This is a genomic window from Rhodohalobacter sp. SW132 (genome assembly GCF_003390325.1).
Classification (GTDB): Bacteria; Bacteroidota; Rhodothermia; order Balneolales; family Balneolaceae; genus SW132.
Map to the genome: position 1 here is coordinate 1 of NZ_QUOK01000007.1, position 14,149 is coordinate 14,149.

18 protein-coding genes are annotated in these 14,149 nt (G+C 44.6%); 17 read left to right on the forward strand and 1 reads right to left on the reverse strand.

The genetic code is table 11. The annotated features are described in order from the left end of the window. Positions 1 to 122 precede the first annotated feature (122 nt). From DYD21_RS13335 to DYD21_RS13350, 4 genes are all read left to right on the forward strand, one after another. Positions 123 to 989, forward strand: a complete 867-nt coding sequence (locus tag DYD21_RS13335) for a UbiA family prenyltransferase (protein WP_116037499.1) — start codon at positions 123 to 125, stop codon at positions 987 to 989. Positions 990 to 1,020: 31 nt separating this feature from the next. Beyond that, entirely contained in the window at positions 1,021 to 1,647 is a 627-nt protein-coding gene (locus DYD21_RS13340) for a thioredoxin family protein (protein ID WP_116037500.1), read from the forward strand. Positions 1,648 to 1,913: 266 nt separating this feature from the next. Next, the gene (locus DYD21_RS13345; RefSeq protein WP_116037501.1) at positions 1,914 to 3,101 is read left to right on the forward strand and encodes an aspartate aminotransferase family protein; all 1,188 of its coding nucleotides are present in this window, start codon (positions 1,914 to 1,916) and stop codon (positions 3,099 to 3,101) included. A gap of 78 nt (positions 3,102 to 3,179) precedes the next feature. After that, complete coding sequence (locus tag DYD21_RS13350; RefSeq protein ID WP_116037502.1) at positions 3,180 to 3,686, forward strand: HEAT repeat domain-containing protein; 507 nt, start codon at positions 3,180 to 3,182, stop codon at positions 3,684 to 3,686. 385 nt (positions 3,687 to 4,071) lie between these two features. Here the strand turns inward: DYD21_RS13350 and DYD21_RS21100 are convergent, their stop codons facing one another. Continuing rightward, positions 4,072 to 4,239 carry a hypothetical protein gene (locus DYD21_RS21100; protein ID WP_158607289.1) on the reverse strand — a complete coding sequence of 56 codons (168 nt, stop codon included), beginning with the start codon at positions 4,237 to 4,239 and terminating at the stop codon, positions 4,072 to 4,074. A gap of 276 nt (positions 4,240 to 4,515) precedes the next feature. Here DYD21_RS21100 and DYD21_RS13355 point away from each other — a divergent pair, with 276 nt between their 5' ends. The 13 genes from DYD21_RS13355 to DYD21_RS13415 all read left to right on the forward strand — a co-directional run bounded on the left by DYD21_RS13355 (position 4,516) and on the right by DYD21_RS13415 (position 13,871). Continuing rightward, positions 4,516 to 4,758, forward strand: coding sequence for a type II toxin-antitoxin system RelE/ParE family toxin (locus tag DYD21_RS13355; protein ID WP_199535544.1), 243 nt, complete (start codon positions 4,516 to 4,518; stop codon positions 4,756 to 4,758). 8 nt (positions 4,759 to 4,766) lie between these two features. Then, entirely contained in the window at positions 4,767 to 5,045 is a 279-nt protein-coding gene (locus DYD21_RS13360) for a helix-turn-helix domain-containing protein (protein ID WP_116037503.1), read from the forward strand. Between the two features lie 21 nt (positions 5,046 to 5,066). Next, positions 5,067 to 6,215, forward strand: a complete 1,149-nt coding sequence (locus DYD21_RS13365; RefSeq protein WP_147303583.1) for a hypothetical protein — start codon at positions 5,067 to 5,069, stop codon at positions 6,213 to 6,215. A 205-nt stretch (positions 6,216 to 6,420) separates the two neighbouring features. Next, positions 6,421 to 6,663: a type II toxin-antitoxin system Phd/YefM family antitoxin gene (locus DYD21_RS13370; protein WP_116037505.1), complete on the forward strand. Its 243-nt coding sequence runs from the start codon at positions 6,421 to 6,423 to the stop codon at positions 6,661 to 6,663. After that, a complete protein-coding gene (locus DYD21_RS13375) occupies positions 6,660 to 6,926 on the forward strand; it encodes a Txe/YoeB family addiction module toxin (RefSeq protein WP_116037506.1) in 267 nt (88 codons plus the stop codon). The genes DYD21_RS13370 and DYD21_RS13375 overlap by 4 nt, the downstream gene beginning before the upstream one ends. A gap of 207 nt (positions 6,927 to 7,133) precedes the next feature. Next, positions 7,134 to 7,784, forward strand: a complete 651-nt coding sequence (locus DYD21_RS13380) for a toxin-antitoxin system YwqK family antitoxin (RefSeq protein WP_116037507.1) — start codon at positions 7,134 to 7,136, stop codon at positions 7,782 to 7,784. A gap of 258 nt (positions 7,785 to 8,042) precedes the next feature. Beyond that, positions 8,043 to 8,693: a toxin-antitoxin system YwqK family antitoxin gene (locus DYD21_RS13385; protein WP_116037508.1), complete on the forward strand. Its 651-nt coding sequence runs from the start codon at positions 8,043 to 8,045 to the stop codon at positions 8,691 to 8,693. A 127-nt stretch (positions 8,694 to 8,820) separates the two neighbouring features. Further along, positions 8,821 to 9,144: a type II toxin-antitoxin system VapB family antitoxin gene (locus tag DYD21_RS13390; protein WP_199535545.1), complete on the forward strand. Its 324-nt coding sequence runs from the start codon at positions 8,821 to 8,823 to the stop codon at positions 9,142 to 9,144. An 86-nt stretch (positions 9,145 to 9,230) separates the two neighbouring features. Beyond that, positions 9,231 to 9,632, forward strand: a complete 402-nt coding sequence (locus DYD21_RS13395) for a putative toxin-antitoxin system toxin component, PIN family (RefSeq protein ID WP_116037509.1) — start codon at positions 9,231 to 9,233, stop codon at positions 9,630 to 9,632. Between the two features lie 280 nt (positions 9,633 to 9,912). Then, entirely contained in the window at positions 9,913 to 10,149 is a 237-nt protein-coding gene (locus DYD21_RS13400) for a DUF433 domain-containing protein (RefSeq protein ID WP_116037510.1), read from the forward strand. Then, a complete protein-coding gene (locus DYD21_RS13405; RefSeq protein WP_116037511.1) occupies positions 10,146 to 10,499 on the forward strand; it encodes a DUF5615 family PIN-like protein in 354 nt (117 codons plus the stop codon). Before DYD21_RS13400 ends, DYD21_RS13405 begins: the two co-directional genes overlap by 4 nt. Before the next feature lie 369 nt (positions 10,500 to 10,868). Next, positions 10,869 to 11,921, forward strand: coding sequence for a trans-acting enoyl reductase family protein (locus DYD21_RS13410; RefSeq protein ID WP_116037512.1), 1,053 nt, complete (start codon positions 10,869 to 10,871; stop codon positions 11,919 to 11,921). Positions 11,922 to 12,134: 213 nt separating this feature from the next. Next, positions 12,135 to 13,871, forward strand: a complete 1,737-nt coding sequence (locus DYD21_RS13415) for a DUF885 family protein (RefSeq protein ID WP_116037513.1) — start codon at positions 12,135 to 12,137, stop codon at positions 13,869 to 13,871. Positions 13,872 to 14,149 lie beyond the last annotated feature (278 nt).

Here is a 14,149-nt window from a genome sequence, read left to right on the forward strand (position 1 = left end):
CTTTTTTGTTGCAACTCCAATTGTTGAAAAATCCATTGAACACCCCTCTAAATCTCCCCTTGGTAGGGGAGACTACTTCTTCGATGTACGGGTAATTCATCGCACCAAACCACCCAGGCTATATGTTCAGAGAAATTTTCCACTTTATCCTTCACCTCCGGCTCCATTACCAGTTCCTGATACTCTCCGGCGGATATCTGCTCGGCGGATTTATGGCAGGGGAGATGAACACGCAGCAGTTCTGGATGCAGTTTCTGAACGTACATATTCTGCTTTTTGGCGGCGCTACAGCCTACAACTCCTTTTGGGATAAAGATACCGGCCCCATCGGCGGGCTGAAAAATCCACCCAAAATGACCCAATGGATGCACCCGGTTTCCATCCTCTTTATGTTTGCAGGGCTGATTCTCTCCCTGTGGGTCGGCCTGCTCTACGCCCTGGTCTATTTCATCAGCCTGGTACTTTTCTGGCTCTACTCCACGCCGCTGGCACGCTGGAAAGGCGATCCGATACTCAGTCTGATCGCAATTGGCATTAGCACAGGAATGGCGTCAGTACTGCTCGGAAACCTTGCAGCAGGCGGAGCGATTTCCTGGCCCGTTTTGTTATCATCCGTGGGTGCCACATTCATATTGTTATCACTCTACCCTGTTTCACAGATTTTTCAGATGGAGGAGGATATGAAACGGAACGACCGCACATTTGCCATCGCATTTGGCGTGACCGGCGTAAAACGATTTTTCACAACATCATATATCTCGGGTTCGCTGATATTGTTGTTATCCATATTCTGGGTGAGTCCGGTTGCGGCAGCCGTACTATTTGTCGGAACCGCACTTTCAGGCATGTTTATTGCATCATTTATATACAGAATGACGGGAGATGCCGATGAATATGCGGTGGTAATGAAAACGAAATTTTTTGCATCACTATTATTTGTAAGCTTTTTCCTGGTTGGAAATTTTATCCGCCACGGATGGATCACTTAAAATGATTTCATAAAAAATTATCTACAGAACAATGACAGAAGTAAAAAACAGGATCATTCCGCGTGAATTGATCGACGAAGCCTATACATATGAACAGTATCGGGAGATGATTGACCGGCGCCTGGAAGAGGGAAAAACCACCGGTGAAAATCATTCAGAGGCGATGCTGCACTACACCAACATGAACGTTCACCGGATGAAACGGCATGATAAGCGTACCGACCTGACCGATAAAGTGATCGAAAAATTGCAGCAGGTTGACCGAAACTGGATCTGGCTGGTTCTCACTGAGGCGTGGTGCGGAGATGCGGCACAGTCCATTCCTATTATCAGTAAAATGGCTGAAGAGAGTGAAAACATAGACCTTCGGCTTATACTCAGAGATGAGAACCTTGACGTGATGGATGAATTTCTGCACAATGGCAAAAGCCGCTCCATCCCCAAACTGATCTGCCTGGATGCCGACACACTCGAAGTTTTAGGAAGCTGGGGTCCGCGCCCTCATGAAGCACAGGAGATGTATGATACGCTACGCGGTTCATCAGAGGTGGCCTACCAGGAAGTCGCTGAACATCTCCACAAATGGTACGCTGACGACAAAGGAAACGAAATCCAGCAGGAGTTTTACTACCTGATCGATGAGTGGGAACGAGCCTGACGCAAAACCTGCCAGGACTTTGAATATCGAACACCCAATAATGAATGAGCGGGTTGTTCTATATTCAGTGTTGGATATTCGATATTCGACAGTTTTTTTAATATCGAACATCCAATAACGAATGATGAATATTGAAAGAGGGTTTTTCGATATTCAGAGTTGAACATTTGATGTTCGACATTTCCACAAATCGCCACGTCCTCTGCACCATGCACTTTTCACCCTGCTTTCATCTATCATCTTTTATCTCTTATCTTCCCTGAACCATGCCAGACAACCGCTCCTCCTTTTACAACCACATCGCTCAAACCAGCGACGCCCCGATGGGCCTGGAGATCGAGAGGGCGGAGGGGTGCCGCATTCACACTACCGACGGCCGATCGTTTGTGGACCTGATCTCCGGAATTGCGGTCAGCAGCCTGGGGCACCGTCATCCGAATGTAATTAAAGCCATTCAGCGGCAGCTTGATAAGCACCTGCACGTAATGGTTTACGGCGAATTTATCCAGGAGCCGCAGAGCGCATTTGCGCAGCTTTTGTGTGATCAGCTGCCGGAACAGCTCGACCGTGTCTACTTTGTGAACAGCGGGACGGAGGCAAATGAGGGTGCACTGAAACTGGCTAAGAAATCGACCGGACGCTCCAACTTTGTAGCGTTCAAAAACAGTTATCACGGCGATACCCACGGATCCCTCAGCGTAACCGGACGTGATGTATACCGCGATCCCTACCTGCCGCTTCTTCCCGGTATTACGTTTTTGGATTTTAACGATCCGGATCAGCTTGACCGGATTGATGAGGAGACGGCGGCCGTAATTATGGAGCCGATCCAGGGCGAAGGAGGTATCATTCCCGCCGAAACCGAATGGCTGAAGGCGGTGCGCAGGCGGTGCGATGAAACCGGCACCGTGCTGATATTTGATGAGATCCAGACCGGGTTTTACCGCACCGGCAGCCTCTTTGCGTTTGAGCACTACGGCGTGGTACCCGATATTTTATGCCTGGCCAAGGCGATGGGCGGCGGTATGCCGATGGGAGCGTTTGTCTCCTCCAGCGACCGGTTTGAGGCGTTTAAACACGATCCGCCGCTGAACCACGTCACAACCTTCGGCGGCCATCCGCTGAGCTGCGCCGCCGCACACGCCAATTTGCAGACGCTTCTGGACGGTGATTTTGCCCAAAAAGCTAACCGTATTGCAGAAATAGCTTGCCACATGCTGCGAGGTGACGGAATTGAAGAAATCCGAGGACGCGGCGCCATGCTCGGTCTCCAGCTCCGCGATGCCGAACTAACCCAAAACGTGGTGAAATACTGCTTTAAAAACGGAATCATCCTCGGCTGGACCCTCCACTCCAACTCCCTGGTCCGCATCGCCCCGCCGCTCATTATCGAAGAGAAGCTTCTGGAGGAGTGTTTTCAAACAATTCTGGATGGGGTGGAAAAGTATTGCTGAACAGTTTCGTTCTAATACCATCTGAATTGCCCTGATTAGTCCCCTCATTCAACAAATCCACTTAAAAGATATATCCAAATGAAATGTATACTGGGTAATGCTTTTCCATTCACGGTATTCTGTTTGATTGTGATATTGATCACATCTTGTTCAAATCAAAAAGAAACGGATTCGGAAAATGAAAAGGAGCAGACCACAGAGGTATCAGAAAACGATCCCCCTGAAGTTTCAGATGAGTTATCTGAAACGGAAGAAATTGAGTTTTATATCGATAAACTGCCGGATCGTGACTTTACTGAAACCTACGGTCACGGGTACACATGGTACACCGCTGCAGAAGAACTTGGGATGATCGGAAAACCGGCCATCCCGCACCTGATTAGACAGCTGAGCTCTGATGATGAGTATGTAGTGATGCTTTCATTATACGCATTGCAGCTGGCATCGCAGGATTCGGCGGTTACAGAAAAAACAGGCGGCGAATATATTGAACTGGAAGGAACCGTTCTGTCCAAAGAATCAAATTCCCGCAATATTCAGGTCGCCGAATCATGGTGGAATAAACACCGGCATCTCTGGGATTAGTTTGTATTCGCTTATTCATAAAACGCTGCTTAAATGAAATGCTACTTATTTTTGTCACTTCATTTAATCAAGCAAGCTTTGTCAGGCAATACTCTCATCAAGTCGCTAATCTTACTATCAGCCTATTAGCATTTTATTTGGATATACTGAATTTCTAAATCTTGACAATTTGTACGGAGTGGCGTATGATTATTTTGTAAACATAATCAATACCTCCGTTTCCCACAATGCAATGAAGCCGCAAAGAGCCTCATTTCATATTCAAGGAATATATAGGGAAACTGTAGAAATGTATTTCGTATGTTACTCTTGTAAATTTTTTCAAAAAGTAAGCCTCTAATAATTTTCGATGCGTTATAAGAAACACTGACCCAATATTTAAATACTATTTGGCTTCAATAGTTTTCGAATCCGATAAGAATTTTTTCCTGGCCTCAGCACTTCTTTTTTTTAGGTCTGCAAATTGTTCATCCTGAGACATCTTTTTAGTTTTCTCGAAGTTTTCGTCTCTTATCTGTCGAATAAATTTAACTGCATCAATCTTTTTCTTCATAATTTGTCACCTCCCGGGGTGAATAAAATATCTTTTTACTGGATTCGGGTACTCGGATTACTGCTTGGCTGAATTCGGGGTAGACAGTTTTAAAGAGAATCAGATGTTATGCCTCCTCTTCTCTTAATAAAATAGCACTTGATTAAGTTAACATAATTGTTAACATTTGTTCTGTGAAAGAAATCAAGTTCTATAAAACCCAATTAGGCAAAGTTCCCGTAAAAGAGTTTTTGGACTCACTGAGTTCTAAACATGCTCAGAAAGTAACCTGGGTTCTTGAATTGGTTGAAAGACTGGATCAGATTCCGGTTCAATATTTCAAGAAATTGGAAAAGCACAGATGATATTTGGGAGGTTAGGGCAAGAATTGGATCGAATAGTTTTAGAATTCTTGGATTCATTGATGGTGATGAATTTATCATCCTGACGAATGGATTTTCCAAAAAATCACAAAAAACACCAAAGAAAGAAATTAAACTTGCAGAGCAGCGTAAAGCTGATTATCTGTCCCGAAAATGAGGTAAAACATGAGTGATTTACAAGCTTATATCAGCGACCGCAAAAAACGAGATCCCGAGTTTGCCGAAGACTACGATGCAGGATTTCGCAGTTTCAAAATTGGTGTACTTTTAAAGAAAGCCCGCGAAGAAGCTGGCCTGACTCAGGAAGAACTCGCCAAACAATTAAAAACAAAAAAAACAGCCATCTCACGAATCGAGAATCATGCCGAAGATATACGGCTTTCAACTTTAGAGAAGTATGCCCAGGCATTTGGAAAAAAGCTCAGAGTTGAACTCGTAGAGTGAGGCAGGCATAACCAGCGGTTCGTGCGATCGGTAAGCGATTGGTTGCCAATGGTCGTTTTTTCAGACCCGCCGCACAACCGCCAAGCCGTTATACAACTTACTCAAGAATCCTCCCTTTTTGATTTACTAATGAAGAAGTATAGATCGCATCTTATTTTGTTTAATAGGGATTCAGCCTTAATAAAATCTCTAAATTTCGATAACCTTGAAATTGATCTAGAAATTAGTCCTGAACCGACCGGTACATTCTGGAAATCTTCTGATGGTCGTTCTGAATCATGGCACAAAGAACCTCAAGAAATTCCATCATTAGAAGGAAAAATACCTGCAGATGAATTAATTATTATAGCTGAGAACGAGGGAATTGCTGAGGACATTTTATCTACAATAAAAGGTGGAATACTTCTTGCGTACCCTGACTTTAATAATTTTCCACTTGCTGCAGATTTAAATAGTGTCGAAGAAATACCATTGGAAATTTATAAAGATGAATACTTCCGTAAATACTATAAGCAAGTTGACCATATCGGATATGGCTGTCGAGTACTAAAAGAAGCATACAAAAGAGCTGATTTTCAGTATGCAATTGAAAAGTTTAAACTCAGTTTGAAAATTAATTCAATGACTCCTCATTCGGCTAATCCTAAATATGGGCAAATGTTTGAGCATTATGATCTTGACAAAAGCTACCATACTAGCGGTGCTTTTGCCATAACAGCTGCTTTCTCAGTGGTTGAAGAATTAGGATTGGAAGTTAGGTCAAGTTCAAAAAAACCGAGATTTCTTGATAATGAAAAAGGCATCTGGAATCCATCTGTTTTAAATGATATTGAAGAGAGGCTAAAAAAAATTGGGATTACTAAAAAAGACACATTTGATTGGATATTTAGAGGCGATAAAACAGAAGTTGAAAAAGATTTAAAACCCTATTTCGGTTATGATTCTGAGTGGACAAAACTAAATGAAGAAGTCAGGGATAAAACGTTATCCTTTCCAGAAGCTATTCATAACCTAAGCTATCTTAGAAACTTTATAGCCTCTCATAAATTTAGAACACTCACTCCGTTTATTAGTCCTTATGATATTTTCAATGCTCAAAGCCTGGCCCGGAATTTAATACTTAGAAGCTTAGGGCTTTGGAAAATTGACATCTATAATCAATCCAATTGAAGTTGTATATCAAGGCGTTCTAAATCAGACGCGGACGGGGCGCGACGGGACTTGATTGCAAGGAATTAATTTCGCTACTTCAAAGAAATCATAATCCCCGTGCCTGTTAAACGCCGCACCGTTATACTATCTGACCTCATAAACTTGACAATATGTACGGAATGGCGTACGTTTATTTTATAAACATAATCCATATCTCCATATCATGAAGACATTAACTGCAACCCAAGCACGAAAAGATATTTACCGGTTATTGGATGAGGCTTCTGAAACTCATGAGCCCATTCAAATTACCGGCAAGAGGAGCAATGCAGTACTCATCAGCGAGGATGACTGGCGTTCGATTCAAGAAACACTTTATCTCTCTTCCATTTCCGGAATGCAGGAATCCATTGTTGAAGGACTGCAGACTCCAATTGAAGAAACCGACGAAGAACTTGACTGGTGAGTAAATACAAACTCGTATATACAAAACAAGCAAAAAAGGATGCTAAGAAAGCAGCTTCTTCAGGATTAAAGCCAAAGATTGAAGAGTTACTGGAAATAATAAAGGAGAATCCTTTTGAAGAATATCCTCCTTATGAAAAGCTTGTAGGGAATTTAGAGGGGGCTTACTCCAGACGTATCAACATCCAGCACCGATTAGTTTACCAAGTGTTGGAGGAAGAAAAGATAGTTAAAGTGATTAAAATGTGGACTCATTACGACTAAGCCAGTCGAATCCTCTTATCTAAGCAATCAGGCACGAAATATCCACTCACCTCATGATCGGCATTTAATTACGACTTCCTCCCCGCCGATAAAACCACTTCTGAGATTACATGACTTAATCGAAGTTTATGATAACGAGACTTCAAAATAGAAGGGTTGAAGAAACCTTTTTCAATAAAATCTCTTTTGACAAAACTCAATAAGACAATGAAACCACTCTCATCTCTGCTAATCATTCTATTATTACTTACCGCCTGCAGCCAGGAGGAGACTTTTGAGAAAACGTCATATCGTGTCGCAGATATTTTTCCTGAGATATCCCTTTCTGACGAGTTCAATCTCTACGTGGATGAAACCGCTCAGCCGGCGAATGGACACTACACCTCCAGCTATCAAAATGGATCCACACTGGCCGATATTACGTTCAGAGAAGGGATGATTTCGGAGGGCAAAATCTTCAGAAGTGATGGGTTGCAAGAGGTCAGTTACACGACCGAAAATGAAAGGATGAAGCTGACCTTCTATAAAGAAAATGGCGAGCCCCATTTGGTATCTGTTTATGGCGATGATATGTCGGATCGAAGAGAGTTTCACGCCTGGTATGAGAACGGCGTACGGTCCATAGAGAGTGATGAGACAAATTATAAAATGTGGTATGAAAATGGCCTGCCGCAACTACAAATACCGTCAGTTGATGGGGAACTGCACGGCAGAGTGGTTTCATGGTACGAGACCGGCCAGGAAGAATACGAGATGAATTTTTATGATGGTATAGAACACGGAACGTTCAAAGAGTGGGATGAAGAGGGGAATATTACCAGTGAAAAAGTCTACGAGATGGGTGAATTGATCAAGTAAGAGATGTAAAATTGATTCTGCTGATGATCTTTGAAGTAGCTTCCAGCCAGGGAATTCATCAGAAGAAAACTGTCCCGAAATGAGCTCTTCGGGATCCAGCGAAACTTTTTAATTCCACTCACCTCATGATCAGCATTTAATTTAGACTTCCATCCTGCCGATAAATCCACCACAGAGTTTCTCTGGTCCTATACTACGCTGGGATACCCGGATTACTATTTGAGAAGATTGAAGGCTTTGCAAAACTCAATCAAGATTATGAAACAGCTGTCATCGATACTATTCATTCTTATAATATCTGTCGCCTGCAGTCAGGAGGAGGTTTTTGAAGAAATTTCAAACGATATCACAGAAATTTTTACTGAGATTTCTCTTTCCGAAGAGCTCAATCTCTACGTGGATGAAACCGATCAGCCGGCAGATGGGCACTACACCTCAAGCTATCAAAATGGATCTACACTGGCTGATGTTACATTCAATGAAGGGATGATTTCGGAGGGGAAAATTTTCAGAAGTGATGGGTTGCAAACGGTTGGCTACACGGTTGAAAATGAAAGGATGAAACTGACCTATTACAATGAAAATAGCGAGCCCAAGCTGGTAACTGTGTATGGTGATGACTTGTCAGAACGACGAGAGTTTCACGTATGGCACACGGATGGTACCCGGTTAGTTGAATCTGCTGAGAATACTTTTAATATGTGGTATGAGAATGGCCGGCCGCGGGTACAAATGCCGTCAGTGGATGGGGAACTCCATGGAAAAGTGGCAGTCTGGTACGAAAATGGCCAGATCGAATCCGAGCATCATTATTCGAATGGCGTAAAGCACGGTACGTTTACAGAGTGGGACGAAGAGGGGGCTGTAACCAGTCAAAAAGTCTACGAGATGGGAGAATTGATCAAGTAAGGGGTGTAGAAATAATTTTTCTGATGAGTTTTAACGCGGCTACCATTCAGTGAAACTCATCGGACGAAAACTGTCCCGAAAACTCATTCAGGATCCGACGAGGCTGAACAATTCAACCTCGTACGCCATGCGAAACTCCACAGTACACACCTCTACGTTTAACCATACGATCCCGATTGCCCAATCGTTCTGGATGTGTTACATTGCAGTACACGTAAAGAAATTAATCGATATGGATACAACCCTCACAATTCGAATTGATAAAGAGCTCGAACAACTCCTCGAAGAATCATCAAAGAGAACCGGCCAGTCAAAAAGTGAACTTGTACGGCAGGCGCTAAAGCGTCAGTTGCGCATCGAATCTTTCCAGCAGCTGCGAAAAGAGCTTTTGCCTTATGGAGAAGCGCAGGGATGGTTAACAGATGAAGATGTCTTCCGCGAAGTCTCCTGAGCAGTAATTTTAAGTAATAATGACTTCAGCATTCGCTTCAGAATCGGGTTCTATTCCATTCATCAGTACTCAAGCCGGGGTGTGAAATGAGGATTTTTGCTGACACCAACATATTGGTTAGTGCTTTTACAGCGAGGGGACTATGTGCAGATTTACTGGAAGTAATTCTTGCTGATCATCAATTGATGACAGGAGAAATTGTGTTGGAAGAGCTGAACCGTGTGCTGCTAATAAAGTTGAAGATTCCTGAGAGCAAAGCATCTGGCGTTATGGAGTTTCTCCGCAAGTACCATGTAGAACCTATACCTGATAAACCTTCTGAAGTTGAAGTCAGGGATGAAGATGATCGATGGGTACTGGAATCAGCAATAAGAGCAAAAGCCGATATTTTAGTTACTGGAGATAAAGATCTATTAGATATATCAGGGAAAGTCCCCCAGGTAAAAATCATTTCACCCCGCGGAATTTGGAAAATGCTGCAAAAGTAATTCAGGTTCGCTCAAACCTGTCCGGGAAAAGCCGGGACGAAAGCAGTCCGGAAAGTTTCCGGGATCCGACAAAACTTAACCCTGCACGCAGTGCACCACTCAACAGTTCAACCTCACGCGCAGCGTGAATCTCAACAGTGCACGCAGCGTACCCCTCAACAATTCAACCCCTTACACTAATACGAGCACTATAGATAGCACACCATTAATCCCGAAATACATTCCAGAGTTGTTGATCGTTAACGGATTATGTACATTTTCCTAAACAAACGCATAAACCATGAGCCAAAATCTGTTAAACAGAATCACCAGGAAGCCGGATATTTGTCACGGCAAACCTACGATCCGCGGATTGCGATACCCGGTTGACACCATGCTGGATTTATTGGCTTCAGATATGAGTATTGATGAAATACTGGCTGACTATCCGGATTTGGAGAGAGAGGACTTGTTGGCTTGCCTTGAATATGCTGCCCAATTATCGCGAACGAAAAAATCGCAAAAAATTGTCCGGTGAGAGTACTTGTTGACGCACATCTACCTAAACGCCTTTCTGAGTTCTTATCGACTCATGAAATAGAATCAAAACATACTCTGGAGTTACCCAAAAAGAATGCGACACCTGATTCAGAAATCATTCAGACTGCAGATCAGGAAGAGCGAATTGTAATATCAAAGGACAGAGATTTTCTCGATAATTATATCCTGGATGGAAGCCCTGAAAAATTGTTAATTGTTTCAACCGGAAACATTAATAATCAGAATCTGATTCGTTTATTTAAGAATAATTTAGAAACGTTAAAGTCACTGTTTGAAGAGAATTCAGTGATCGAGATCAACGAAGAAGAGATTCGGGTGCACTACTAACCCGGCCAGTTAGTAAGTATTTCCCCGAACAAGAAGTATGGAATTGGTTTGGGCGATGAGGTGTAAGGCGACTTCCAGCCATGAACCCACCAATCCAACTTCACACACAGTGCGAAACTCACCTGCACGCAGTATACTCCCTCAACAATTCAACCTCACGCGCAGCGTGAATCTCAACAGTACACGCCGTGTACCCCTCAACAATTCAACCCCATTCCTTATTTTGCCATGATATAAGCCGAGCCCAAGTTTAAAAGCAAACTCGCTATTAAAAACTGTCTATTCTCGTTCCGCTGATGTTTATATTCCCGCTATCATTTCGCTGATCAAACACCTGAAAATAAACAAACCGGTAAAAAAGAATTCATCATGAGTAAACAAAAGATTGTGATTTACGGAAGCTACGGCTACACCGGCCGGCTGATTGCCAGTCGCGCTGCTGAATTGTACAGCAATGTTTTGCTCTCCGGAAGAAATGAGCAGAAATTGAAAAAGCAAGCTGCGGAACTAAACCTGGATTACTTGGCAGTTGATACATCCGATCCACTTCGTTTGGAAAATCTTTTGAACGATGCACATCTTGTAATCCATTGTGCAGGTCCGTTTATCCACACCTGGCAGCCTATACTCGATTCCTGTATCCGAAATCGCTGCCATTATCTGGATATCACCGGGGAAATCGGGGTATTTGAAGGGATTAAAGCGAGGAGTGATGAAATTGCTGAAGCGAAAATCATGGCGATGCCCGGCGTTGGTTTTGACGTTGTTCCGACCGATTGCCTGGCGCTCTATCTGAAGAAACAGCTTCCCGATGCGGATCACCTGGAACTCGCTTTTATGGGGCTCGGAGGCGGCGTATCTCATGGAACAGCGCTGACTATGGCTGAAAATCTCGGAGAAGGCGGGGCAGTCAGGGAAGATGGCAGGATCAAATCGGTGCCGGCGGCCTACAAAACCCGGTCGATAGATTTTGGCGAAAGGCAGAGAACGGCCGTGACCATTCCGTGGGGTGATGTGTCCACGGGTCACCACACAACTGGGATTGATAATATTACTGTCTACACCGCCATGAAACCGTCCGCTATCCGCTGGCTGAAGCTCTCCAACTGGATTTCACCGATTTTGCGGCTGGATGCGGTTCGTAATCTGGCTAAAAAATGGATCAGCAAGAAGGTAACCGGACCGGATTCAAAAGCCCGGGAAACGGGTGAAAGTTACATCTGGGGAGAAGTGAAAAATCCCGGTGGAGAAACGATTACAGCACATCTTAAAACCCCGGAAGGTTACAGGCTTACCGCAATGACCGCCATTCACATTGCACAGAAAGTACTCTCCGGTGATTTCAAACCGGGATACCAGACACCGGCCTCCGCATACGGTGAAGATCTGATTCTGGAAATTGAAGGCACGGAAAGGGTCTGATCTATACGATCTTACAAAAACCAATACACCCAACGATCAAACGATCATTGTTTGAGCGAAGGGCGGCATGTAAAACTGTTTCAATTCACCTGATTCATTAATCAAACCTACACCAATAGAGAAATCAAAAAACCACTTCCACTCTAATTTTGGGAATACCGCTGCACCCCGTACATTATCGGTTTAATGAACTGAAAACGGTATGATGTATCTATGAAACGAATTTTTCCACTTTTTTTACTTCTGATTCTAACCGCATCCTGTATTCCCACGGAAGATCAGATTCAGAACATATTTGACGATCACTGGGAGTATCGCCTGCAAAGCAATCCGCTCTTTGCCACCAACCAGGGCGATCATCGTTTTGATGACCGTCTGCCGCAATCGGATCTTGAGTTTATTGAGAGGGACTACTTCCGCACCCAGGAATTTCTCGCCCGGCTCAATAGAATTTCACTGGATGATCTGGACGAAACCGACCGGATGAATTACGATATCTTTCGTCTTCAGCTTGAAAACGCTGCGCATGCTTACGAACATAATGATCACCTGCTGCCGCTGAACGGCTGGTGGGATTATCACGCTACGTTTGCTGATCTCGCCAACCGCATGCCGCTGAATTCCACGGAGGATTATGAAAATTACCTGAGCCGGCTCGGGGCTTTTTCTGAGTACAATACCGGCTATTTGGAGCGGATGGGACAAGGGCTTGAGCTTGGAGTTGTGCGTCCCCAGGTGGTATTTGATGATTATGTGGCGTCAGTTGAGGCTCATATCACCGAAAGTGCCGAGGAGCACAATCTGTTTGAGCCATTCGAAGAATTTCCGTCGGGCGTGGAGGAGGAAGATCGCGAACGATTGCGAAATGAGGGAAAGCGGATCATCGAAGAGGTGGTAGTGCCGGAATTTCAGCGTCTCCGCGATTTTCTTGTGGAAGACTATATTCCCGGAAGTGCAGAATCGATCGGGATTACCGGGATTGAAGGCGGGGAGGAGTATTACAAATACCTGATCGCCACCTACACCACGCTTGACCTTACGGCAGAGGAAATTCATCAAACCGGACTGGATGAAGTGGCACGAATCCGCGACGAGATGATGCAGATTGTGGAGTCGGAGGGGTTCGGGGATGATTTTGACGGGTTTGTGGAGTTTCTGCGAACCGATCCTCAATTTTATGCAGAATCTCCGGAAGAGCTGATGAAAGAGACAGCCTTTGTTCTGAAAACGATGGACGGCAAGCTTCCCGAACTGTTCAAAACCTTGCCGCGTCTGCCATACGGTATCATGCCGGTACCGGATTATCTTGCGCCCCGGACCGCAACCGCTTACTACAGCAGGGGAGCCGCTGACGGTACCCGTGCAGGATTTTATGCTGTGAATACCTACGATCTTCAAAGCCGTCCGTTGTACGAGGTGACGGCCCTTTCGCTGCACGAGGCTGTGCCGGGCCACCATCTTCAGATCGCACTTCAGCAGGAGCTCGAGGATCTGCCTGATTTCCGAACCGTGGCCGGATTTACAGCATATACCGAGGGGTGGGCGCTCTACTCCGAACGGCTGGGCCTGGAAGTGGGGATGTATGATGATCCCTACCAGAATTTCGGGCGGCTGAGTTACGAGATGTGGCGTGCGCTTCGCCTGGTTGTCGACACCGGGATGCACGCGATGGGGTGGAGCAGGGAAGAGGCAATCGAGTACATGGCAGAAAACTCCGCTCTTTCATTGCACAATATCCGCAGCGAGGTGAACCGATACATTTTCTGGCCGGGACAGGCACTTGCGTACAAAATGGGAGAGATCAAGATCCGTGAACTGCGTGAGATCGCAGAAGAGGAACTCGGCAGAGATTTCGACGTGCGCGAATTTCACGATGTGGTGCTGACGAGCGGTGCTGTTCCCCTTGAGGTGCTGGAGAATAATGTATTGAACTGGATAGAAGATCAGTGAGATTAGGTCTCCCCTGAAGGGGAGATGATAAAATGCGTTCAGCATTTTATCTGAGGGGTGTCCCATGCGAATCGCTTGATGAGAGATATTCATTTATGCCCATATTCACTCAAGGACTATTGCGTTGAGTTAGGCCCCGAATGATGCCTCGATACGTCCATAGGCCATTGTAAATGTATCGCCTCTGTATATGGAATCAAGTCGCCATCAAATGGCAATAAACAGGAGAAACTCCGGAGCATACTTCATCGGTCTATTTCCACTCTCTTTCACAAACT